The 20,988-nt window shown below is 49.6% G+C and carries 21 protein-coding genes and 1 tRNA gene; 21 read left to right on the top strand and 1 reads right to left on the bottom strand.

Annotation, left to right across the window (positions count from 1 at the left end):
• The first annotated feature begins 16 nt into the window (after positions 1 to 16).
• The 20 genes from BIZ37_RS14445 (at position 17) to BIZ37_RS14350 (ending at position 19,991) form a co-directional block, all read left to right on the top strand.
• Positions 17 to 1,387 (top strand): transporter, encoded by a 1,371-nt coding sequence (locus BIZ37_RS14445; protein ID WP_187462096.1) that lies wholly within the window; start codon positions 17 to 19, stop codon positions 1,385 to 1,387.
• 54 nt (positions 1,388 to 1,441) lie between these two features.
• Positions 1,442 to 3,568 carry a hydantoinase/oxoprolinase family protein gene (locus BIZ37_RS14440; RefSeq protein WP_187462095.1) on the top strand — a complete coding sequence of 709 codons (2,127 nt, stop codon included), beginning with the start codon at positions 1,442 to 1,444 and terminating at the stop codon, positions 3,566 to 3,568.
• A gap of 9 nt (positions 3,569 to 3,577) precedes the next feature.
• The gene (locus BIZ37_RS14435) at positions 3,578 to 4,168 is read left to right on the top strand and encodes a hypothetical protein (RefSeq protein WP_255526767.1); all 591 of its coding nucleotides are present in this window, start codon (positions 3,578 to 3,580) and stop codon (positions 4,166 to 4,168) included.
• Complete coding sequence (locus tag BIZ37_RS14430; protein ID WP_187462094.1) at positions 4,155 to 5,495, top strand: FAD-dependent oxidoreductase; 1,341 nt, start codon at positions 4,155 to 4,157, stop codon at positions 5,493 to 5,495. The genes BIZ37_RS14435 and BIZ37_RS14430 overlap by 14 nt, the downstream gene beginning before the upstream one ends.
• Complete coding sequence (locus BIZ37_RS14425; protein ID WP_187462093.1) at positions 5,492 to 7,000, top strand: DUF4127 family protein; 1,509 nt, start codon at positions 5,492 to 5,494, stop codon at positions 6,998 to 7,000. The genes BIZ37_RS14430 and BIZ37_RS14425 overlap by 4 nt, the downstream gene beginning before the upstream one ends.
• Positions 6,997 to 7,818, top strand: a complete 822-nt coding sequence (locus BIZ37_RS14420; RefSeq protein WP_187462092.1) for a MurR/RpiR family transcriptional regulator — start codon at positions 6,997 to 6,999, stop codon at positions 7,816 to 7,818. Before BIZ37_RS14425 ends, BIZ37_RS14420 begins: the two co-directional genes overlap by 4 nt.
• Positions 7,819 to 7,914: 96 nt before the next feature.
• Positions 7,915 to 8,127, top strand: a complete 213-nt coding sequence (locus BIZ37_RS14415; RefSeq protein WP_187462091.1) for a hypothetical protein — start codon at positions 7,915 to 7,917, stop codon at positions 8,125 to 8,127.
• Positions 8,128 to 9,113: 986 nt separating this feature from the next.
• Positions 9,114 to 10,700, top strand: coding sequence for a cytochrome ubiquinol oxidase subunit I (gene cydA / locus BIZ37_RS14410; protein WP_187462090.1), 1,587 nt, complete (start codon positions 9,114 to 9,116; stop codon positions 10,698 to 10,700).
• Between the two features lie 17 nt (positions 10,701 to 10,717).
• Positions 10,718 to 11,854: a cytochrome d ubiquinol oxidase subunit II gene (gene cydB / locus BIZ37_RS14405; protein ID WP_187462089.1), complete on the top strand. Its 1,137-nt coding sequence runs from the start codon at positions 10,718 to 10,720 to the stop codon at positions 11,852 to 11,854.
• An 11-nt stretch (positions 11,855 to 11,865) separates the two neighbouring features.
• Positions 11,866 to 11,979, top strand: coding sequence for a cytochrome bd-I oxidase subunit CydX (gene cydX / locus BIZ37_RS14400; protein ID WP_107298582.1), 114 nt, complete (start codon positions 11,866 to 11,868; stop codon positions 11,977 to 11,979).
• Entirely contained in the window at positions 11,972 to 12,274 is a 303-nt protein-coding gene (ybgE, locus tag BIZ37_RS14395) for a cyd operon protein YbgE (RefSeq protein ID WP_107298583.1), read from the top strand. Before cydX ends, ybgE begins: the two co-directional genes overlap by 8 nt.
• A 270-nt stretch (positions 12,275 to 12,544) precedes the next feature.
• Positions 12,545 to 12,952, top strand: coding sequence for a tol-pal system-associated acyl-CoA thioesterase (ybgC, locus tag BIZ37_RS14390; RefSeq protein ID WP_187462088.1), 408 nt, complete (start codon positions 12,545 to 12,547; stop codon positions 12,950 to 12,952).
• On the top strand, positions 12,949 to 13,632 hold the full coding sequence (tolQ, locus tag BIZ37_RS14385) for a protein TolQ (protein WP_187462087.1): 684 nt from the start codon (positions 12,949 to 12,951) through the stop codon (positions 13,630 to 13,632). Before ybgC ends, tolQ begins: the two co-directional genes overlap by 4 nt.
• 5 nt (positions 13,633 to 13,637) lie before the next feature.
• On the top strand, positions 13,638 to 14,084 hold the full coding sequence (gene tolR, locus BIZ37_RS14380; protein ID WP_187462086.1) for a protein TolR: 447 nt from the start codon (positions 13,638 to 13,640) through the stop codon (positions 14,082 to 14,084).
• 13 nt (positions 14,085 to 14,097) lie between these two features.
• Positions 14,098 to 15,141 carry a cell envelope integrity protein TolA gene (tolA, locus tag BIZ37_RS14375; protein ID WP_187462085.1) on the top strand — a complete coding sequence of 348 codons (1,044 nt, stop codon included), beginning with the start codon at positions 14,098 to 14,100 and terminating at the stop codon, positions 15,139 to 15,141.
• Positions 15,142 to 15,151: 10 nt separating this feature from the next.
• Complete coding sequence (tolB, locus tag BIZ37_RS14370) at positions 15,152 to 16,501, top strand: Tol-Pal system beta propeller repeat protein TolB (protein ID WP_187462084.1); 1,350 nt, start codon at positions 15,152 to 15,154, stop codon at positions 16,499 to 16,501.
• 36 nt (positions 16,502 to 16,537) lie between these two features.
• Positions 16,538 to 17,068, top strand: a complete 531-nt coding sequence (gene pal / locus BIZ37_RS14365; protein ID WP_187462083.1) for a peptidoglycan-associated lipoprotein Pal — start codon at positions 16,538 to 16,540, stop codon at positions 17,066 to 17,068.
• Positions 17,069 to 17,087: 19 nt separating this feature from the next.
• Positions 17,088 to 17,834: a tol-pal system protein YbgF gene (gene ybgF / locus BIZ37_RS14360; protein ID WP_187462082.1), complete on the top strand. Its 747-nt coding sequence runs from the start codon at positions 17,088 to 17,090 to the stop codon at positions 17,832 to 17,834.
• Between the two features lie 120 nt (positions 17,835 to 17,954).
• Complete coding sequence (gene nadA / locus BIZ37_RS14355) at positions 17,955 to 19,016, top strand: quinolinate synthase NadA (RefSeq protein WP_187462081.1); 1,062 nt, start codon at positions 17,955 to 17,957, stop codon at positions 19,014 to 19,016.
• 102 nt (positions 19,017 to 19,118) lie between these two features.
• The gene (locus tag BIZ37_RS14350) at positions 19,119 to 19,991 is read left to right on the top strand and encodes a bile acid:sodium symporter family protein (RefSeq protein ID WP_187462080.1); all 873 of its coding nucleotides are present in this window, start codon (positions 19,119 to 19,121) and stop codon (positions 19,989 to 19,991) included.
• 83 nt (positions 19,992 to 20,074) lie between these two features.
• Here the strand turns inward: BIZ37_RS14350 and BIZ37_RS14345 are convergent, their stop codons facing one another.
• Positions 20,075 to 20,662 carry a UPF0149 family protein gene (locus BIZ37_RS14345; RefSeq protein WP_187462079.1) on the bottom strand — a complete coding sequence of 196 codons (588 nt, stop codon included), beginning with the start codon at positions 20,660 to 20,662 and terminating at the stop codon, positions 20,075 to 20,077.
• Positions 20,663 to 20,901: 239 nt separating this feature from the next.
• Here BIZ37_RS14345 and BIZ37_RS14340 point away from each other — a divergent pair.
• A tRNA-Ser gene (locus tag BIZ37_RS14340) sits at positions 20,902 to 20,986 on the top strand.
• The last annotated feature ends 2 nt before the right edge of the window (positions 20,987 to 20,988 follow it).

The raw sequence follows: 20,988 nt of genomic DNA, 5'->3' as shown, positions 1-20,988 counted from the left end.
ACTCTTGAGGCGAACTATGACGAACTTGGAACTGATTCGTTTATTTTTAATCGCGGCGATACTGGTTTACTTTGTGTATGCCATGATCACCAAGCGTATTTCCACTTTGATTGCTCTTCCAATAATGGGTGTGCTGACAGCAATGGTTGCCAGCGTGGGGACGTTGCCTTTGTTGGGGCTGTTTGCCCATGAAAACGCCCAAGGTGAAACCGTCCAAGGCATCATGAATGCGGTGCTTGGCGATGGTGCCAGAATGATGGCATCAACCATTGCAGCTTCTATTTTCGGTGGCGCCTTTGCGGTATTGCTTCGTAAAGTAGGGATTGCCGAAGCGATTATTAAAAAAGCTGCTGAGCTCGCTGGGGACCGTGTCCGCGTGATTGCCTTTATTTTCTACCTTGCGACAGTCGTTATCTTCTCGGCTATCGGTGGCCTTGGTGCTGTTATCCTGATTGGCTCGGTGGCACTGCCAATTATGATGACTGCAGGTATCTCGGGCACGGTGGCTGGCGCGATTATCTTGCTAGGCCTGACAACAGGTGGAGTCATGAACCCAGCTGGCTTTGCCTTTTTTGCAACCATCCTTGAGCCAGTGATTGCCGGTGGTTACGATGCCGCCTATGAGATTGTTGCCCGTATGGCAATTACCTTGTTTATTATCTCTGCCGTCGTCTCTGTCGGGTATATCCTGCTTAATGTGAAGAACTCACAGCGTAGTGCCTGGCATACCCGCAAAACCCAATCAGCCTATGAGCTTAGCAACTGGGCGCTGATTTCTCCTATTGTCCCGGTTGCTCTGGTATTGGGTTCAATCTACTTGCTACCGCAAGTTATTACGGCTGAATTGGCAATTATCGTCGGTATCCTCTACACCGTTTTTGTCTGCAAAATCAAAGATAAAGTAAATGCAATCGCCCAGTCTTTCGTACAGGGTACCCAAGAAGTGGCTGGTGCCGTGGTGCTGCTGATTGGCTTGGGTATCCTTATCCGGGGTGTCCAGTTCTATACCGTGACGCCGATTATTACTCCTGCTATCGAAACACTGGTTGCAATGCTGCAAAGCCCAATGACGTATGTGGTTGGCTTTACCCTTGCGACACCATTGGTGCTGTACCGTGGTCCATTGAACTCATGGGGTATCGGTGGCTCACTGCCTGCTATCTTTGCAACTGCCGGCTTCTCACCGATTGCTGTAGTTTGGGTACTTCGTTCAACCGGTATGATGCAGGGCTTCGGTGACCCGACAAACTCGCAGAATATCTGGATTGCCGACTTCGTCCAAGTTGACCCGAATGACATTACCAAAAGCTTGTTCTGGGTCGGCCTGGTGATCACCTTCATTGCCCTGACTTGGGCCATTGTTATCGACCAAATCCCATTGATTTAACCCACGGTGCGGGTGCCGGGCACCCGCTCATGCACACTGATAAGGTAGAGAAGAATGCGTAAAGTACGAATTGGTATTGATGTCGGTGGTACGTTTACCGATGCCGTGGTTATTGATAACCAGACGGGCGAAGTGATCGCCAAGGCCAAACGGCCAACAACCCACCACCATGAAGATGGTGTGGCCCAGGGCATTGTTGAGATCATCAACGAAGTGCTGACCAACAATAATATTTCCCCTGAGCAAGTGGTGTTTATTGCCCATGGCACGACACAGGCAACCAATGCCTTGTTGGAAGGCGACGTGGCAAAAGTTGGCATCATAGGGATGGGTAAGAGCAAGGCGGCATTCAACGAATTGAATGTCAAACATATTGAGTTGGCTCCGGGTAAGTTCCTTGAAACCGAGTTCAGCTATTTCGATGTAGATGAGATCACCAAAGAAAAAGCGGAACAGGCCATTAATGAGTTGGTTGCCCAAGGGTGCGAGGTGATTGTCGCTTCTGAAGCCTATGCGGTAGATGATCCTCATTTGGAAAAGCTTGTCACTGAACTGGCTCGAGAGAAGGGGCTTTATGCAACCAGTGGCCATGAGATCTCCCAGCTATATGGCCTACGGATGCGAACGCGAACTGCGGTAGTCAATGCATCGCTGATCCCGAAAATGATCGAAACGGCAAATATGACCGAGCAAGTGGTCAAGCGTGTCGGTATTCCTTCTGAGCTGATGATCATGCGTGCCGATGGCGGCGTGATGTCGGTGAACGAGGTCCGTCAGCGGCCAATCCTCACCATGCTATCTGGCCTGGCTGCCGGTGTTGCCGGCGCATTGATGTACGAAAAAATCTCCGACGGGGTGTTTTTTGAAGTTGGTGGTACCTCGATTGATATTTCAGTGATTAAAGACGGTAAAGTTATCGTCAATAATGCTCAAGTCGGTAAACATAAAACCTACCTCAAGGCACTGGATGTCCGTACCCTAGGTATTGCTGGTGGTTCGATGATCCGCATTGCCGGTGGCAAGGTCATTGATGTCGGTCCACGTTCGGCCCACCTTGCTGACAAGCACTATGAGTGTTTCGTCGATGCGCCGGTGACGAATGCCAAACTGAAGGAAATTACCCCGTTGCCGGGCGATAGCCCGGACCATGCGATTATTACGTCCGACCAGGGGGACTACGCCTATACCCTTGCTGGTGCCGCCAATATCCTTGGCTATGTCCCGGAAGATGATTACGCCTATGCCAATGTAGAAGCTGCACGTGTTGCGTGGCAACCGTTGGCGGAATACTGCGGTAAAACGGTTGAGGAAGTCGCTCGTGATGTGATGGATATTGCCTGTGAAAAGATTTGGAACATCGTTGGCCCGATGATCAAAGAGTACGAGGTGAACCCAGAGTATATCGAGTTTGTCGGTGGTGGCGGTAGTGCTGCGATTACCACATTCGCACTGGGTGAGAAATACGGCTTCAAAGCGAAAACGGCTAAGAACGCACCTTATATTTCAACGATTGGTGTGGCAATGGCGATGGTTCGTGAACAGATTGAACGTTCGGTGGTTGACCCGTCATCGAGTGATATCCAGAAGATCCGTGCCGATATTATGGATCAGATTGTTGCCCAGGGAGCCAAGGAAGAATCGGTTGAGATTGCCATTGAGGTAGACAAGCAACGTAATATCTTGATTGCCACAGCAACCGGCGCGACTGAGTTCTCCAATGATGGTGGGGCGGAGAACCTGACCGAAGAGGCCATTACCGCCAAGGTAGCAGATGTGTTTTCGGTGGACCGCAAATTGGTACAAGCCAAAGCCCAGTCTGGCGCGTTCCACATCGTCAAGGCACCGAAGGAGTCACGCAAGCTGTTCAATTTGATCCGCAAGACGGAAGAGCATTACGCAGTCGTGAAAAACGATGGCATGATCCCGCTTAAGCTTAAGGGCGCACAGTTTATCAAAACTGCCCGTAGCGGTTATGGTGATGCCCTTAACAACCTAGTTGCCCAGCTATCTTCCTATTCTGATGCTGGCCAGACTATCCCCAAAGTTTATGCTTTTACCGGATCGAGGATGTTTGACTACTCCGGATTATTTAGCACCGACCAGCTTAGTTCGATGATGAGTATGGATCTGGAACACCTTGATGCCCAGCAGGATGTCCTGCTGGTGGCTGCCAAAAAATAAAAGGGGTAAATGATGTCTGATACCGATTTTGCCTATGCGCTGAAGCAACTGGACATGGATAAATATGCCGCCAAGATCCCGGTAGATCAGCGTAAGGACATCGTGGAGCAGGCATTGGCATTGGGTGAGCGTGTGGCGGATGTATACCGCCACACCAACTTCCATCAGGCTTTTGAGCAAGCGGGCTACAAGATTGAATATACCCGAAATCTAAAGCAGGCCCTCAAGCACGGCTTGATGATGCGGGCAGAGATCATTGAAGACAACCTCGGCAAACGAGTGCTGATTTACCGCGACAGTATTGATCAGGCTATTGCGGATCTGTCTCGAATTGGCGTTGAGGCAAGTTCGGCAATGATCGAGTCACTCTATCTTGCTCACGAGTTTTTCCACTTGCTGGAAATATCAGGACAAGTTGAGGATCCGATCCTGCAACGCAAGGTTGTCAGGCTGACCCTGCTGGGTAAGTCGTTTTACGGCCACCTGCATTCCCCCTCTGAGATTGCCAGCAACCGCTTTGCCCACCGAACCTGCCAGGCACCATTTAACCCATTGCTAATTGACGAATTATTTATAGGGGATGAAAGTGAAACCCAATAAGACTTATGCTGGCTACGATGTTGTAGTGGTCGGTGGTGGTACGGCAGGTGTTGCTGCTGCTCTATCGGCATCATTGCAAGGATTGAAAGTGGCCTTGCTTGAGAAACGCATTGCGCTAACCGGCACCCAGGCTAATGCAATGGTTACGCCTTTTATGCCTTCCCATGTACATGGCTCTGCAACCGCGGATATGTTAACCCGTGCTTATCGCGAGCATATGGCAGGCCAGGGCCGTTTGACCCTGCCGGGAAATATGGAATTGTACTCCCCGGAGAGCTTCAAATTGCTCAATGAGCAAGTGTTGACTGAAAACGGTGTCGAGATATTTTACGATGCGACCGTGATAACTGCTGATACTGACAATGGGATAATTCAGTCAGTGACGGCACTGATTTTTGATAATTTCTACATGTTTGAAGCCGAGCAATTTATTGATGCTTCTGGTGACGCGCTATTATCGCGGTTTGCTGGTGCCCAGTTGATGACGGGTGATACCGATGGTAGCCGCCAGTCAGTATCGTTTCGTTTTGAAATGGCCAACATCAACTTTGACCGCCTGCGCCAGTACCTGGCTCAGGCGGATTACACCTTCTGTGATCCGGCAGATGAAACCTTCATGGAGTTTGTCCACGTGCCGGGTGTTGAAGCTTGCGGCGACCTCTTGGAAGTGTTTGCCAAGGCTCAGCAAAATGGCGAATTGACGCCAGAGATTGCACGTTACATCCAAGGTTTCTCGATGCCGGGTAAACCGGGCAGCCTGTCTTTCAACAACCCGCAAATGCCACAGTTGGGTAATGTTGAAGATCCCCAGGTCTTCTCGGAGTATGTGCGCTATGGCCGCAAGATGCAGCATCAACTGGCAGCTTTCCTTGCCGCTAATATTCCGGGGTTTGAGCAAGCGTTTATTTCCCAGGAAGCCAATATGCTCGGGGTCCGAGAGTCCAACCGCGTCAAAGGGCGTTATGTGATGACGGCTAATGACTATGCCCAGCGCCGCAAGTTCGATGATGGCATTGCGAGGGGGGATTGGTATATCGATATCCACAGCGATGACCTTGATGTCGAAGACGAGTCATTCAAGAAGAAATATGACAAGGGTGAATACTATGAGATCCCTTATCGTTCACTCGTTTGTGGGGAAGTGGCTAATTTAATTTTCGTTGGCAGGATCATTTCCTGTGATTTCAAAATGCAGTCGAGTATCCGTATTCAGCACACTTGCCGCGACATGGGGGATGCCGCAGGTCGTGCCTGTGCACTCGCCAAGCAGCATGGTATAGCCCTTAACCAAGTCAATGGCTGTGACCTTAAGGGGGAATGCTTATGAAAACCTTGTTTATTCCTTTAGACGAAAGGCCATGTAACAAACTCTACCCCGAGTACATTGCCAACACCGCCGATATTGAACTGGTTAACGTCCCCGATTCGCTGTTGAGTAATAAAAAGCGCCCGGCAAATACCGAGCAGATTTGGCAGTATGTGTTTGACAATATGGCAGGTGCTGATGCGGTGATCCTGTCGGTAGAAATGCTGATGTATGGTGGATTGATCCCATCTCGGCTTCATGCATTAGAGGAAGAAGACAAAGAAGCGTTTATTGCCAATCTTCGTCGCCTGCGGGATGAGTTCCCGGATACTAAAATCTACGCTTATAACTGCATTATGCGCTGTCCGAGCTATAGTTCCAGCGATGAAGAGCCCGAATACTATGACGATTTTGGTGCCGAAATCTTCAAAAGAAAGTACTTGCAGGACAAGCAGGCACGCCATGGCTTGGATGCCGATGAGAACGAGTGCCTTGCTGGCCTCCATGATGCAGTACCACAAAGTGTGCTAGCAGATTTTGAAAGCCGTCGTCGCTTCAACTCATCAGTCAACATGGCTGTCGCTGAACTGGTCAAAGACAAGGTCATTGATTTTCTGGTGATCCCTCAAGATGACTCCAGCCCATATGGGTATACTGCACTGGATCAGAAAAAAGTGTTGGAATACATCGAGCAGCAGGATCTCTCGTTTGATATTGCCATCTATCCCGGTGCTGATGAGGTGGGGGTAACCCTGCTTGGCCGGGCATTTAATGAATACCATGGCAAACTGCCGAAGGTCTTCCCATTCTATGCATCGACCCTTGGCCCGCAGATCATCCCACTATATGAAGATCGGCCGATGAATGAATCGGTGAAATCACATATTCGTGCCGTCGGTGGCCGATGGTGTGATAACAGCCAAGACGCCGATTTGGTATTAGCGATTAATGCACCGGGTAAGGTTATGCAGGAAGCCGCCCAGCAGGGTAATAAGGATCTAACCTATAGCTCTGGTCGAAACCTGCAGGACTTTGCGCTTAGGATCAAAGACTACCTAGAAGCGGGCAAGAAAGTCGTGGTGGCCGATAGTGCCTTTGCCAATGGTGGTGATCTTGAGCTAATCCGCTTTCTTAACAAACTTGGTATCCTTGGGCAGTTGGCCTCTTATAAAGGGTGGAATACCAACTGCAATACACTCGGGACAACCTTGGGAGCCGGGATGATAGCTGATATTGGGAAACCTGCTGTGGTAGAGAATGTGGCTTACCATGTACTCGAAGATGTCTGCTACCAGTCTGTGGTACGTAGCGAGTTGCTAGAGCGTTACTTCGCGGATGCGTCCTTCGGCCACACATCTTATAAGCCTGAGCTAGAGTCACAGGCAATGGAATATACAGCCCAGCGATTACTGCAACAATACCGTGATTTGACTGCGTGCTCTCTTCCGCAAGATATCACGGTAGAGACTTATGCACCGTGGGGAAGGACCTTCGAATTGGGTATAAAGCTAAAGGTGAACCGATGAATATGGTTGAGACCCCCTTGTTTGCCAATATCCAGCAGCTCATGCCGGCTCTGAGTCCGACATTAACTCAACTGGCAGTCTACATACGGGAGAACCCACAACAAGTGGTTAGGCTGACGGTGACTGATCTGGCCTTGCAGGCACAGGTCAGTGTATCTAGCGTCAGTCGCTTGTGTCGGGAGCTTGGCTACCGCAGTTATGCTGAGTTCAAACTGGCCCTGACCCTTGAATGTGGTCAACAAGACGACCCTGCTAAGGGCCCTGAGCCCTATCCGGTTTTCAACGAAGTCGACCAAGCCTTGCGTTTGACCAGACAGTTAATTGATGAGCCAAGCATGGAAAGATTTGTTAGCCATATCCACCATGCTCGGCATATTACCGTATTGGGGGTAGGGGCCAGCAGCATTGTCGCTGACTATTTGAGCTACCGGTTACTTAGGCTCGGTAAACGCGTAACGTGTTACCAGGACATGCATTTAGCAGCAATATCGGCTTCCCAGTTTGACCACCATGACACTTTGGTTGTGGTATCAAGCTCAGGTTCGACCAAGGATGTATTGCATGCTGTTAAGGTTGCCCACCAGACTGACTGTGCCATCCTCGCCCTGAGTAATGTGAAGTCGAGCCCGCTGTCGGAGTTGGCAGACTACCAACTGGTCGCTGCAGCCGCAGAGACAGCCGTTAATGGTGGGGCGCTAGCTGGTAAAGTTGGCTCGATGGTATTGGTTGACGTCCTGGTAAGCAAGATGCTTGCTATCAACGGGTACCATGATGCTGTTGTTGAGTCGGCAAATGCGGTCACTGACTTGCTTGTCTGAGGGGATTCTAGTTGGCATTGGGGTTAAGGGTATCTAATTCAGTTAGATAACAGTGATAACCATCTATACTCATAAAGATCAAGAAGGAGGTGTTAGATGGTTAAAGCTGGAATATTGATGTCAGCCTTATTTGCCCTAGCAAGTACTATGACCTGGGCTGAAAGTGCCGAAAAAACAACGAAAGCGGATTGTGACTGCGATAAGAAAGTCGTAGCAAAACACTATAAGTATGATCCAACAGGTAATTTGCCGCCGATGGAAGAGTTTACCAGCGCAATGAGCAACAGTAGCAGCGGAAGTTCTCATTAAACTGGGACTAAAATGAAAAACGAGGCCATAGGGCCTCGTTTTCGTTTTTACACCTAGCACAACTATTTTTTGTTTAATGGCTGTTTCTATCGTTACAAGTCTGTGACATATCGAGCGGGGCCACAGAAAGAAAATATTGTTCATTTAACAGCCGATAGAGCGCTTGCTTGCTTTGTGAACAGTTTCTAGCAGCTGCTTTTGTACATTTCAGCAAAGCTTGGTTGGTAAAGCGCAATGATTTTTTCAAAAATACGAGCCATATCTACTTCCTCAATCTAAATCAAAGTGGTTGGGGAAACAGCCTACAACCCGCCAAAAAGATGACTTTTACTCTCTGGGCGGCCTTATCTGTTTCTGGTGCTGATTATAGGCATTTTTAACTAATCCAAAAGCGAGTAAAATTTCACTTTCGCATAAATTAAACTAATCCGATTTTGATGTTGAGTGTCTATGTACCTACTGATTTGTCAGTAGTACACATGAATTAATGGCTATTGAATAACCAGTTAAAACATATTCAATCCTTTTTTTTCTAAGGATAAACACCCCGAATATGAAGGGATAAAACAGAATGTGAAGTGGCATTAATAGACCTGTTCAAGATTTAGAAGAGTAGGGTTTTAATATTGAGCTTCCAGTTGTTTAAACGGTGCTTAATAGTTTGATCTGGGTCAATCAAGATGCGGGTGGTTAATATTTGAGCGGTGTTTATTGATATTTATCAAAGCAAATTGTGCGATAAATCCATTGAGCCAAACGACGAATGCCAGTAATATTAGCAATGACTTTATTAGCTGTAGCTTAACAACAAATTAACTAATTTGGTACAGTATCGCAACATATCAGGGATGCCACTAATTATTTAAATAATGGCAACCAGGAAGGTGACAAATTGCGACTACGTTTGGCTACTTTTTGCTAAGCCCAACCATAAGTGCACTGTGTTGTACTGTCGTCAGTCAGCCTGGCGAAAGAAGGAGTTCTCAATGTTCACTGATATCGTCGAACTATCGCGGTTACAGTTCGCATTAACTGCGATGTATCACTTTTTGTTCGTCCCATTGACTCTTGGTATGGCGTTCCTACTCGCCATCATGGAGTCGGTTTACGTAATGACCGGAAAGCAAATCTACAAGGACATGACCAAGTTCTGGGGTAAGCTTTTTGCCATTAACTTCGCCCTTGGTGTTTCCACGGGCCTTACCATGGAGTTCCAGTTCGGTACTAACTGGGCGTACTACTCCCACTACGTAGGTGATATCTTCGGCGCGCCGCTGGCTATCGAAGCACTTATCGCTTTCTTCCTTGAATCTACCCTAGTTGGCCTGTTCTTCTTTGGTTGGGATCGTCTATCCAAGCGTCAGCACCTTGCTGTTACTTGGCTAGTTGCTCTTGGCTCTAACTTCTCGGCACTATGGATTCTTGTGGCAAATGGTTGGATGCAGAACCCTGTAGGTGCAGAGTTCAACTTCGAAACCATGCGTATGGAAATGGTCAGCTTTGCAGAAGTGGTACTTAACCCGGTTGCCCAGGTGAAATTTGTTCACACTGTCGCGTCTGGTTACGTAACAGGTGCGATGTTCGTACTGGCTATCAGTTCTTACTACATCCTTAAAGGCCGTGATATTGCCTTTGCTCGTCGTTCATTCGCGATTGCAGCAGCGTTCGGTATGGCGTCAATCCTATCTGTAATCGTTCTGGGTGACGAATCAGGTTACGAGCTAGGTGATGTTCAGCAAACTAAGCTAGCGGCTATCGAAGCTGAGTGGCATACAGAAGAAGCGCCTGCTGCATTCACTGTGTTTGGTGTCCCGAACCAGGAAACCATGGAAACTGACTACGCGATCAAGATCCCTTACGTTATGGGTATTATCGCTACGCGTTCTTTCGACACTGAAGTAACGGGTCTGCGTGACCTGAAAGCTGAGCACGAAGTACGTATCCGTAACGGTATGGTGGCTTACGGCCTGCTAGAGAAACTGCGTGCCGGTGACAAGACACCAGAAAACATCGCTGCGTTCGACGAAGTGAAACACGACCTTGGCTACGGCTTCCTACTTAAGCCTTATGCTGAAAACGTGGTTGATGCGACAGAAGAAGATATTGCCCGTGCAGCGGATGACTCTATCCCAACAGTATGGCCGCTATTCTGGAGCTTCCGTATCATGGTGGCATGTGGCTTCCTGATGCTGGGTATTATTGGTGCGGCATTCGTCCAGTCTTGCCGTCATAAGATCACCGAGAACAAGTGGGTACTGAAAGCAGCGCTTTACGGTCTACCTCTTCCTTGGATCGCAGTAGAAGCGGGTTGGTTTGTTGCAGAATACGGCCGTCAGCCATGGGCTGTGGGTGAGATCCTGCCGGTATCGATGGCGGTGTCCAACTTGGCACCATCAGATATCATCACTTCTTTGCTGGCAATTATTGCACTGTACACAGTGTTCCTGATTGCTGAATTGTACCTGATGATCAAGTTTGCTCGTCTAGGTCCTAGCAGCCTGAAAACTGGCCGCTACCACTTTGAAACTACCGATGCACCACAGAATGTTGTTGCGCGTCAGGTTGAAGCATAATCAGGGAGAGTTGAGCAATGTTTGAATATGAAGTATTGCGATTTATCTGGTGGGTGCTGATCGGTGTGCTATGCATCGGCTTTGCAGTCACAGATGGTTTTGACATGGGTGTAGGTGTACTGTCCCGTATTATCGGTAAGACAGACAGCGAACGCCGAGTAATGATTAACTCAATCGCCCCGCACTGGGACGGTAACCAAGTTTGGTTGATCACCGCAGGTGGTGCACTATTTGCAGCATGGCCTTTGGTTTACGCAACAGCGTTCTCTGGCTTCTACTTTGCCATGATCATTACGCTAGCGGCACTTTGGCTTCGTCCGATCGGTTTTGACTACCGTTCGAAAATTGAAGATCCAAAATGGCGTGAAGCTTGGGATAAAGCCATCTTCGTAGGTAGCTTTGTACCGCCAGTGATCTTTGGTGTGGCGTTCGGTAACCTGATGCAGGGTGTACCGTTTGAGCTGAACGAGTTCCTGATCCCGACTTACAAGGGTTCGTTCTTCGGTCTGCTTAACCCGTTTGCACTGCTATGCGGTATTGTGAGCATCCTGATGATCACTACCCAGGGTGCAGCTTACCTGCAGATGAAAACCACCGATGCTATCCGCGAGCGTGCCCGCCGCGTGGCCATGCTAACCTCTGTAGGTACGGCTGTGTTTTTTGCAATTGGCGGTATTTGGGCCCAGAGCATAGAAGGCTACATCGTGACGTCTGAAATCATGACTAACGCGCCTTCTAACCCGCTGACCAAAGAAGTAATGCGCCAGAGCGGTGCGCTGTTTGCTAACTTCGAAGCGTACCCACTATTGTGGATTGCGCCTTTGCTAGCGGTAGCAATGCCTGTACTAACAGTACTGTTTTCTCGTGCGAATCGCGCAGCACTGGCATTCGTTACATCGAGCCTGACTATGGCGGGTGTGATTTTGACGGCTGGTTTTGCATTGTTCCCGTTCATCATGCCTTCAAGCCTGGTTCCTAGCCACAGCTTGACTATGTGGGACGCAACGTCTTCTGAGCTGACCCTGAACATCATGACCGGTGTTGCAGCGGTGATGGTTCCGATTATCCTGGCGTACACCTCTTGGTGTTACTACAAGATGTTTGGCCGTCTTGATACCAAATATATCGAAGACAACAAGAACTCACTGTACTAAGGAGACAGACTATGTGGTATTTCGCTTGGATCCTGGGTGTGCTACTTGCTTGCTCATTCGGTATCATCAACGCGCTGTGGCTTGAAGCAACAGAAAATATGGATAAAGAGGAAACCGGTGAGTAACCTCGATCACTGGGTGAAGCGTGCCCATCAGTGGGTGGACTTCGGTCTACTACGCGTTGCGTCACTGCTGATGTCGATGGCATCGGCAGGGCTGGTGGTGTGGGAACCCACACTCTTCGCCCAGGCGATTGGCGGATTCGGACCGGTCATCTCGCCAGCCCTGATTTGGGCAACGTGTGCAGCTATGGTCTTCGGCGTTGGCTTTGTCCCCCGCCGTTGGTACTGGCAGGTGTTTTTCACCCCGTACGTATCGTTGCCTATCTTGGCTTACATTTTGTTTTTGCGTTTAACGTAACAAATTGATTTCAAACTGTTCACGCTGATACAAAAGCATACAATTGAAACAGCCCATTGCAATTGAGTAATGGGCTGTTTTTTTATATCTGGATAAAATGCCAACAGGTAGGGCAGCACAGGGAGTGATAGGATCATCAAAAAGTAAAACTCTGCCTGTTAACTGTTAATGCATGATTCCAATCTGGTAGCCAAGTTAGGTATAGTAAGCCCTTGGGCAAAAGCCCAGATACATTGGCACAAGTGATTGAACACCAAGGTTGGAATGATAATGACCGAAGAGCACCTGTTTGAATGGCCTATCAGGGTTTACTATGAAGACACTGACGTAGGCGGCCTTGTTTATCATGCTAACTATATTAAGTTTTTTGAGCGGGCGAGGACGGAACTCTTCCGCTCCATCGGTGTCAGTCTTAACGACTTGTTCGCCGAAAAAGCCAGCTTTGTGATTCGGCATTTAGAGATTGATTACCTCAAGGGTGCCAAATTGGATGATCAACTTGTTGTACGGACCTGGCCTAATACTATACGCCGGGCGTCGATCGAATTTTGTCAGGTTTTAGTTAACACTAGCGGGCAAACCTTGTGTAGCGCATCGATTCAGGTAGCCTGTGTCCACCCCGATACGTTGAAACCTATCAAGATCCCAGAACATATTTTATCGGAGATAACTAAGTGACTGAACTTTCGATTTTAGATCTTTTCCTGCAGGCGAGTCTGCTAGGTAAGGTCGTTGTAATCATTTTGATGTGTATGTCCGTTGCATCATGGACCATGATCATCAAACGTTCTCAGGTCTTGTCACGGGCCAAAACGAATGTGGAGCGTTTCGAAGACCGCTTCTGGTCTGGGGTCGATCTGTCGCAGCTATACCAAGAGGTAGAAGCGCGCAAAGACAGCCTGACCGGGACCGAACAAATTTTCCATGCCGGTTTCAAAGAATTCGCCCGGCTCCACCGCAACAACGGCAAAGCGCCGGAAGCGGTCATGGAAGGGACGGGACGTGCGATGCGTGTTGCCATGTCTCGTGAAGTCGAAGAGCTTGAAACCAACCTGCCATTCCTTGCAACCGTAGGTTCGATCAGCCCATATATTGGCCTGTTCGGTACGGTGTGGGGGGTAATGCATGCCTTCATTGCACTTGGTGCAGTAAAGCAAGCCACGCTTGCCATGGTTGCGCCGGGTATTGCCGAATCCCTGATCGCAACAGCGATCGGCCTATTTGCAGCGATCCCTGCGGTTATTTTCTTTAACAAGCTGACCAACCAGGTGGCCAAGCTTGAGCACTCTTATGCCACATTTATGGATGAGTTTTCTAGCATCCTGCACCGTCAGGCATTTGCTGCTCAGCAGGAGTAACCGCGATGGCTTATCAACCGAAAAAGCGCAAGGTTACTTGCGAGATTAACATTGTTCCCTATATCGACGTGATGTTCGTCTTGCTGATCATCTTTATGGTAACAGCCCCTTTTGTCACCCAGGGCGTTGACGTTGATTTGCCGAGCACTACAACGGCCAAGACTGCAGCGGAACTGGTTGGTGAAAACAATGAAAAGTCGCCGATTATTGTTGAAGTTGACCAAGATGGTCACCTTGGCATTAGTGTTGATGATCGGGAAATGCAACGTGGACTGGGGCTAAATGAACTGTTAACCCGTGTTCGCGCCGAATTGCAGCTTAATCCTGAATCAGCGGTGCTGGTTGGTGGTGATGCACGTGCACCGTATGCTTATATCATCGAGACTCTCGATGCACTTAATCAAGCCGGTGTAGGGTCAGTAGGTCTGATGACCGAACCTCTAGAGCAATAAGCAGGCAGGCAGGATGAAAAAGAGAGAATACAGTGCTGCCTTCATTATTTCGTTACTTATGCATGGTTCACTGGTCGCAATGTTGTTGTGGGGAACGGATTTCATCATGACAAAACCCAAGCCATCGGGAAACATCGTTCAGGCGGTGGTGGTCGATCCGGCTTTGGTGAACCAGCAAGCTCAGCGTATTCGCCAGCAGCGTGAGGCAGCAAAAGCTGCCGAGCAGGACAGGTTAAAGCGTTTGGAGCAGCAAGCTGATGCATTGGAAAAGATGCGTCAGGAAGAAGAACAAAGGTTACGCCAGCTCAAGGCTGACAAGCTGAAAGCGGAAAAAGAAGCACGTGAAGCTGAGCAAGAGCGTCAGCGGGTAGCTGCCGAACGAGCAAAAGCGGCGGAAGAAAAACGTAAGGCTGATGAGGCTGCACGTGTTGCCCGCGAGCAAGCTGCCAAAGCTGAAGCAGACCGCAAGGCGAAGCAGGAAGCGGCTGCGAAAGCAGAAGCGGAGCGCCAGCGCCAGATAGCCGAACAACGTAAGGCAGAAGAAGCAAAACGTCAGGCAGAAGCCGCTGCTGCGAAAGCAGAAGCAGAGCGCCAGGCACAGATAGCTGCCAAGAAGAAAGCCGAAGAAGAAGCCCGCAAAGCGGAGGCTGCCCGTAAGGAAGCCGAACGTAAAGCGGCAGAGGCCCGTGAACAACAGCGCCAGCAGGAAGCGGCACTGAATGATATGTTCGCAGGTCTCGAAGCTGAGTCTGAGCAGCGAGGCGGTGCCCGCGGCCAGTTCGTGGCGGACGAAACCCAGCGCTACGGAGCCATCTATACCCAGATGATCCAGCAGAACTTGTTGGTAGAGCAAAACTTTATCGGCAAGGAGTGTGTGATCCGTATGCGTTTGTCGAGCAATGGTTTGGTACTTGATGCGTCGGAAGACAGTGGTGACAGTGCGGTTTGCCGTGCAGCGAAAGCGGCGGTGGTCAAAGTCAGCCAGTTCCCGATGCCGGAAGACCCAGCCGTTGTCGAGCAGCTTCGTAATATCAGACTAACAGTAAGCCCGCAATAAGGAAGGAGTAATGATGAAACGTTGGTTAATGGGATTGTGCGTGGCGCTGTTGAGTTTCAGCCAAATCGCACAGGCAGAATTGGAGTTGGTGATCACCGAAGGGGTGGATTCTGCCCGTCCAATCGGTGTCGTGCCTTTTAAATGGGAAGGTGCTGGCCAAATGCCGACCGATATCTCGGCCGTCATTGCTTCTGACTTGCGTCGAAGCGGTAAGTTTTCACCGGTGTCGACCAGTAATATGCCGCAAACCCCTTCGAATGAAGAGCAGGTAGACTACAACGCCTGGACGTCAATGGGTGTCGATGCCCTGGTCACCGGTACGGTAACCATGAACGAGCAAGGCAATTATGTCATCAATTACCAGTTGATTGACGTGGTACGCGGCCAGTTGACTAGCGGCCAGAGCCGTGGCTTGGAAAACGGTGAGTTGGTAATGACCAAAGATCACCTGCTGATCAACAACCGAGCAACGGTGAAAGAGTCCCGCCTGCGCCACTATGCCCACCGTATTTCAGACATCGTCTATGAAAGGCTGACGGGTGAAAAAGGGGCATTCCTTACGCGTATTGCCTATGTGGTGATTGATGACAAGGCCCAATACCCGTACCAGTTGCGTGTGGCGGATTACGATGGCTTCAATGAGCGCCTGGTGCTGAAATCCCAGCAGCCGTTGATGTCACCATCATGGTCACCTGATGGCAGCAAACTGGCGTACGTGAGCTTTGAGAACCAGCAGGCGCAGATCTTTATCATGGATATCTATAAGGGTACCCGTGAGATGGTGTCGTCTTTCCCGCGCCATAACGGCAACCCGCGCTTCTCGCCAGATGGCAAGAAGTTGGCGATGGTACTGTCGAAGAGCGGTAGCTTGCAGATCTACATTAAAGACTTGGAAACCAAGGAATTGAAGCAGATCACCCGTGGCCGGGCGAATAATACTGAAGCATTTTGGGACCCGAACGGTGACTCTTTGATATTTACCTCAGACAGAGGTGGTAACCCACAGATATATAGAGTAAATTTAGCTGACGGTTCGACTAAGCGCCTGACTTGGCAAGGAAGTCAGAACCTCGGTGGTCAATTGACGCCTGATGGCCGGTTCCTCGTAATGGTGAACAGGTCTGATTCTGGCTATAACATTGCCAAGCAAGATTTGAAAACCAATGCGGTGCAGGTATTGACCAAGACATTTTTGGATGAGTCACCAAGCATTGCGCCAAATGGCGGTATGGTGATTTACAGCTCGGTGAATAATAAATCTAACGAGTTGTCGCTCGTGTCGATTGATGGGCGATTCAAAGCAAGATTACCTGCCACTAACGGTAGGGTAAGGGCTCCGGCTTGGGGACCTTTCCTTTAAGTTAGTCGCAATAAGCAATAAAAAAAGGAAAATAAAATGCAACTGAACAAAGTTTTAAAGGGTTTGGCAATTGCGCTGCCAATGTTCACTCTAGCGGCGTGTAGCTCAAGTGATAGCACAGATAGCTCTGCGGCATCAGAGACTAACACTGGTTCAACGACTGAGCAGTCAACCGTTGTGACTTCGCCAGTAGAGCAAGAGCCGGTACTTTCTGAGCAGGAGCTTCGCAGCCAGCAGCTACGTCAAGAGCAAACTATCTACTTCAAGTTTGACAACGCTGAAATTCAGCCTGACTACCAGGATATGCTAACTGCACACGCTGAATACCTTCGCGACAACGCGGAAGTTAAAGTGATTGTTGAAGGTCACGCTGATGAGCGCGGTACGCCAGAGTACAACATCGCCCTAGGTGAGCGCCGTGCAAACGCAGTTGCTAAGTACCTTCAGGCGCTAGGCGTGTCTGCTAGCCAGATCTCAATTGTTAGCTACGGTGAAGAAAAGCCTCTAGTTCTAGGCCACACTGAAGCTGACTACGCCAAGAACCGTCGTTCGGTTCTGGTTTACTAAGTCATAATAGGTAATTACGATGAACAGTAACACAATGCGAAAGCTCGCATTTACGTTGCTGGTTGGTGCGGCGACCCAGGTGGTCGCCGCACCTGCTCCTGTTACTGAAATTAGCGGTAACAGTGCGCAGGGCGGTAGCCTGGAACGTCTGGAAAGGATGATTGAGGCCCGCAACCAGGTGCAGTTGGATATGCAACGGCAACTGGATCAGCTGGCAACCGAAATGGATGAGCTACGAGGGATCGTAGAAAGAAACAGCTATGATCTTAGCCAGATGCTTGAGCGACAGCGCGAGCTATACCGTGAGATCGACGCCCTGAGCCGTCAGCCGCAAGCCAAGCCTGCGGAAGAAAAAGCGTCTGAGAAGGTTAGTACCGAAGTGTATTCCGGTAATGTAGGCGAAAACGAAGCGTACGAATCTGCTGTAAACCTGATCTTGAAAGAGAAGGATTACACCGGAGCGATCACAGCATTTAAAGGGTTCCTTACTACTTACCCTGAATCAAGTTACAAGCCGAATGCACATTACTGGCTTGGTCAGCTTTACTTCACTCAGAACCAGCTACCTGATGCCGCAGAGCAATTCACCGCGGTTGCCAGTTTTGAGAAGTCCAACAAGCGTGCTGATGCGTTGCTCAAGCTAGGTATCATTGCCGAGCGTAGCAACAAGACAGCAGACGCGAAAAAATACTATCAGCAAGTCATCTCAGCCTACCCGAACTCAACCAGTTCGCGGCAGGCGCAAAGTAATCTTGATAAGCTTTAAGCGCTTGCTCGGATAGATATAAGAAGGCCGTTGATACGGCCTTTTTTGATCCATGCTATTTGAACGTTTGCGGTGTATAATGCGCGGATTGTACATGGACAGCAATAGAGCAACCGAGCTATGAGTCTAACATTTGATCCCTCTGAAATGGTCTATCCGTTTCCACCTAAGCCAACCCCGCTAACTGTCGAAGAACAGCAGGCGTACAAGGCAAAAATCAAGGCATTGCTAAAGGAAAAAGACGCAGTGCTGGTGGCCCACTATTACACCGACCCTGAAATCCAGGCTCTGGCGGAAGAGACCGGCGGCTTTGTTGGCGATTCTCTTGAAATGGCCAAGTTCGGTAACCAGCATCCAGCCAAAACGCTCGTGATCTGCGGTGTGCGCTTTATGGGTGAGTCAGCCAAGATCCTGACTCCGGAAAAGCGTGTTTTGATGCCAACACTGGAAGCCGAGTGTTCACTCGACCTTGGTTGCCCGATTGATGAGTTCAGCAAGTTCTGCGATGCGCACCCAGATCATACTGTCGTTGTGTATGCCAATACATCAGCAGCGGTAAAAGCACGTGCTGACTGGGTGGTAACCTCAAGTATCGCGCTAGAGATCGTTGAACACCTAGATAGCGATGACAGGAAAATTATCTGGGGCCCAGACCGCCACCTTGGCTCTTACATCCAAAAGCAAACGGGTGCCGATATGCTGTTGTGGCAGGGCGAATGTGTCGTGCATGACGAATTTTCGGCTAAAGCGCTGCGTGACATGAAAAATGTCTACCCAGATGCCGCGATTCTGGTTCACCCTGAATCACCAGCCAGTGTTGTCGCACTTGCTGATGCTGTTGGCTCGACCAGTCAGCTGATCAAAGCGGCGAAAGCGCTTCCTAACCAGCAACTGATTGTTGCCACTGACAAAGGCATCTTCTTCAAGATGCAACAGATGGTGCCGGGCAAAGAGCTGATTGAAGCACCAACTGCCGGTGCGGGCGCGACTTGCCGTAGCTGTGCTCATTGTCCGTGGATGGCAATGAATGGCCTTAAAGCCATTGAGCAAGGTCTGCGTGAAGGCGGTGAACAGCATGAAATCTTCGTTGATGAATCACTGCGTGAGAAATCGTTGATCCCGCTGAACCGTATGCTGGATTTTGCGGCCCAGCTGCAGGTTAACGTGAAGGGTAATGCGTAAAGCATCAATGTATTGCAAAAAGAGCGACCTTGGGTCGCTCTTTTTCTATGTGCTACAGCGGGTCTTGGATTAGACTCTACGTTTTAAGGAAGGAGATCTCGAATGGGACAGACAATGCTGACCGTCGCTTTGCCCATTGCGTTGGCATGGATGATGTATTGTGTTGGCCTGACACTGTCACTGGCGGATTTCAAACGGGTCGGACGTTACCCTATTGCAATGCTGGCAGGGTTATCCGCACAATTGATTGGCTTGCCGCTGATCGCATTCGCCCTGATCCAGCTACTTGGTTTGCCAGAAGTTGTTGCTGTTGGTTTGTGGTTATTGGCATTGGCTCCCGGTGGGGCCTCGTCGAATGTGATCACTCACCTAAGCGGCGGTAATACTGCATTGTCTATATCAATGACGGCAGTCAGTAGCCTCATCATTCCCTTCAGCCTTCCACTATTGCTTCCTGTCGTATTGAGTGAAAGCCAACTGGTATTGCCATTGAAAACGGCTATTTTGCAATTGGTCATGGTCACTTTAGTCCCAGTATCAATAGGTATGCTGTGCCACCATATCGGGCGCGGAAGACGGTTTGAGGTTTTTGCCAAATGGGCTGGGCGCTCGTCGGTTTGGGTTTTGATGTTTACCGTTGCCATCACATTGGCAGCCAATACCAAGGTGTTCCAGCAGCTCTTCTCAAGTGCGTCGATCGTGGCGATTGCCTTGTGTTTGCTGGGCATGGCATTGGGTGTGGTTGTTGCCCGTTTGCTAAGAGGTGGGGAGCAACTGACTAAGACGCTGGCAATCGAAGTTGGGGTTCAGAATGCCGGTACGGCCATTTTTGTCGCTGTGGTCCAACTTAAACAGCCTGAGTTGGCATTGACTCCACTGTTGTACGGCGTGTTGATGAACATTCCGGTGGCGGTGATGATCTACCACCATCAGCGTGGACGCCTGCGTGCTCTCTTTGCCCGCGAGCCAAGTTGAATAAATCCCACCGAAGTAAAGGTGAGATAAAAAAGGCGGTCGCCCTGTTCTGGGTGGCCGCCTTTTCTTTGATTGCTATACCGTTAGGCTTCTTCTGCGCCTTCGTTGACCAACTGGTAGCCACGGATGGTCAGGCCGCAAAGCATTGTTGGTACTGAGGTAAAGATCTCTTCAAACTGGGCAAGGCCGTCAGCACCTTCTTGGGAAAGTGCTTCCATTGCGTTTTCTGGATCGTAAAGCAGGCTGAAGCAAAGCAAAACACCGCCAAGCAATGCGTTGTTTTCGCTTTCTTCCGGCATAATGGTTTCCCAGTCGTCGCGAGATAGTTGCCAGCCTTGTAGTAGGCCTTCGGCAAACTCACGGGTCTCTGTCGACACCAACTCTTTGTCATCTAGAGCACAGCCTTCAGGCCAGTACCAACTGCCTTCAAGCAGTGATTCGCGGCTTTCATTCCACAGTTCGACAATCGCATTGGCGTAGGCTTCCAGCTCTTCTTGGTTGGCAAACGGTGATGTTTCTTCACCGCCCCACATGAAGGCTAGCCATTCAGATGGGGTGATAAGGTGAGGGGCGGCCGCCATTGCTGTCACAAAGCCACGGGTTTGCGCTTCGGAGAGCAACTGTTGAGCCAGTTGCGGGTTTTCCAGCAGTGTGCGTAAAGATGAAGACATAATTTGCTCTCGTATATTTGGTATCGGGTAGGGTCCAACGCAACTTTGCCGCTGGAAGACCACAATTTTGAGGTATTGTAACAGGGTAGTGAAAAAGGTGGCACTGTTCACTGGTAATTCGGGAGCATTGCTGCAATAGTGAACACTCAATTGATTGTGCTATGTTTTTTGTTGACCTTAGCCGCCTTAGCCACTATAGTAGCGACCCTGTTGAGGCAACATGCCTTGGCTAACAATTTGGTGAGGTGTCCGAGTGGCTGAAGGAGCACGCCTGGAAAGTGTGTATACGGCAACGTATCGAGGGTTCGAATCCCTCCCTCACCGCC

Source organism: Photobacterium sp. BZF1 (genome assembly GCF_014349205.1).
In the GTDB taxonomy this organism is placed as follows: domain Bacteria; phylum Pseudomonadota; class Gammaproteobacteria; order Enterobacterales; family Vibrionaceae; genus Photobacterium.
Note: the sequence above shows the minus strand (reverse complement) of the source record. Positions and strands in the feature narration are given on the sequence as shown.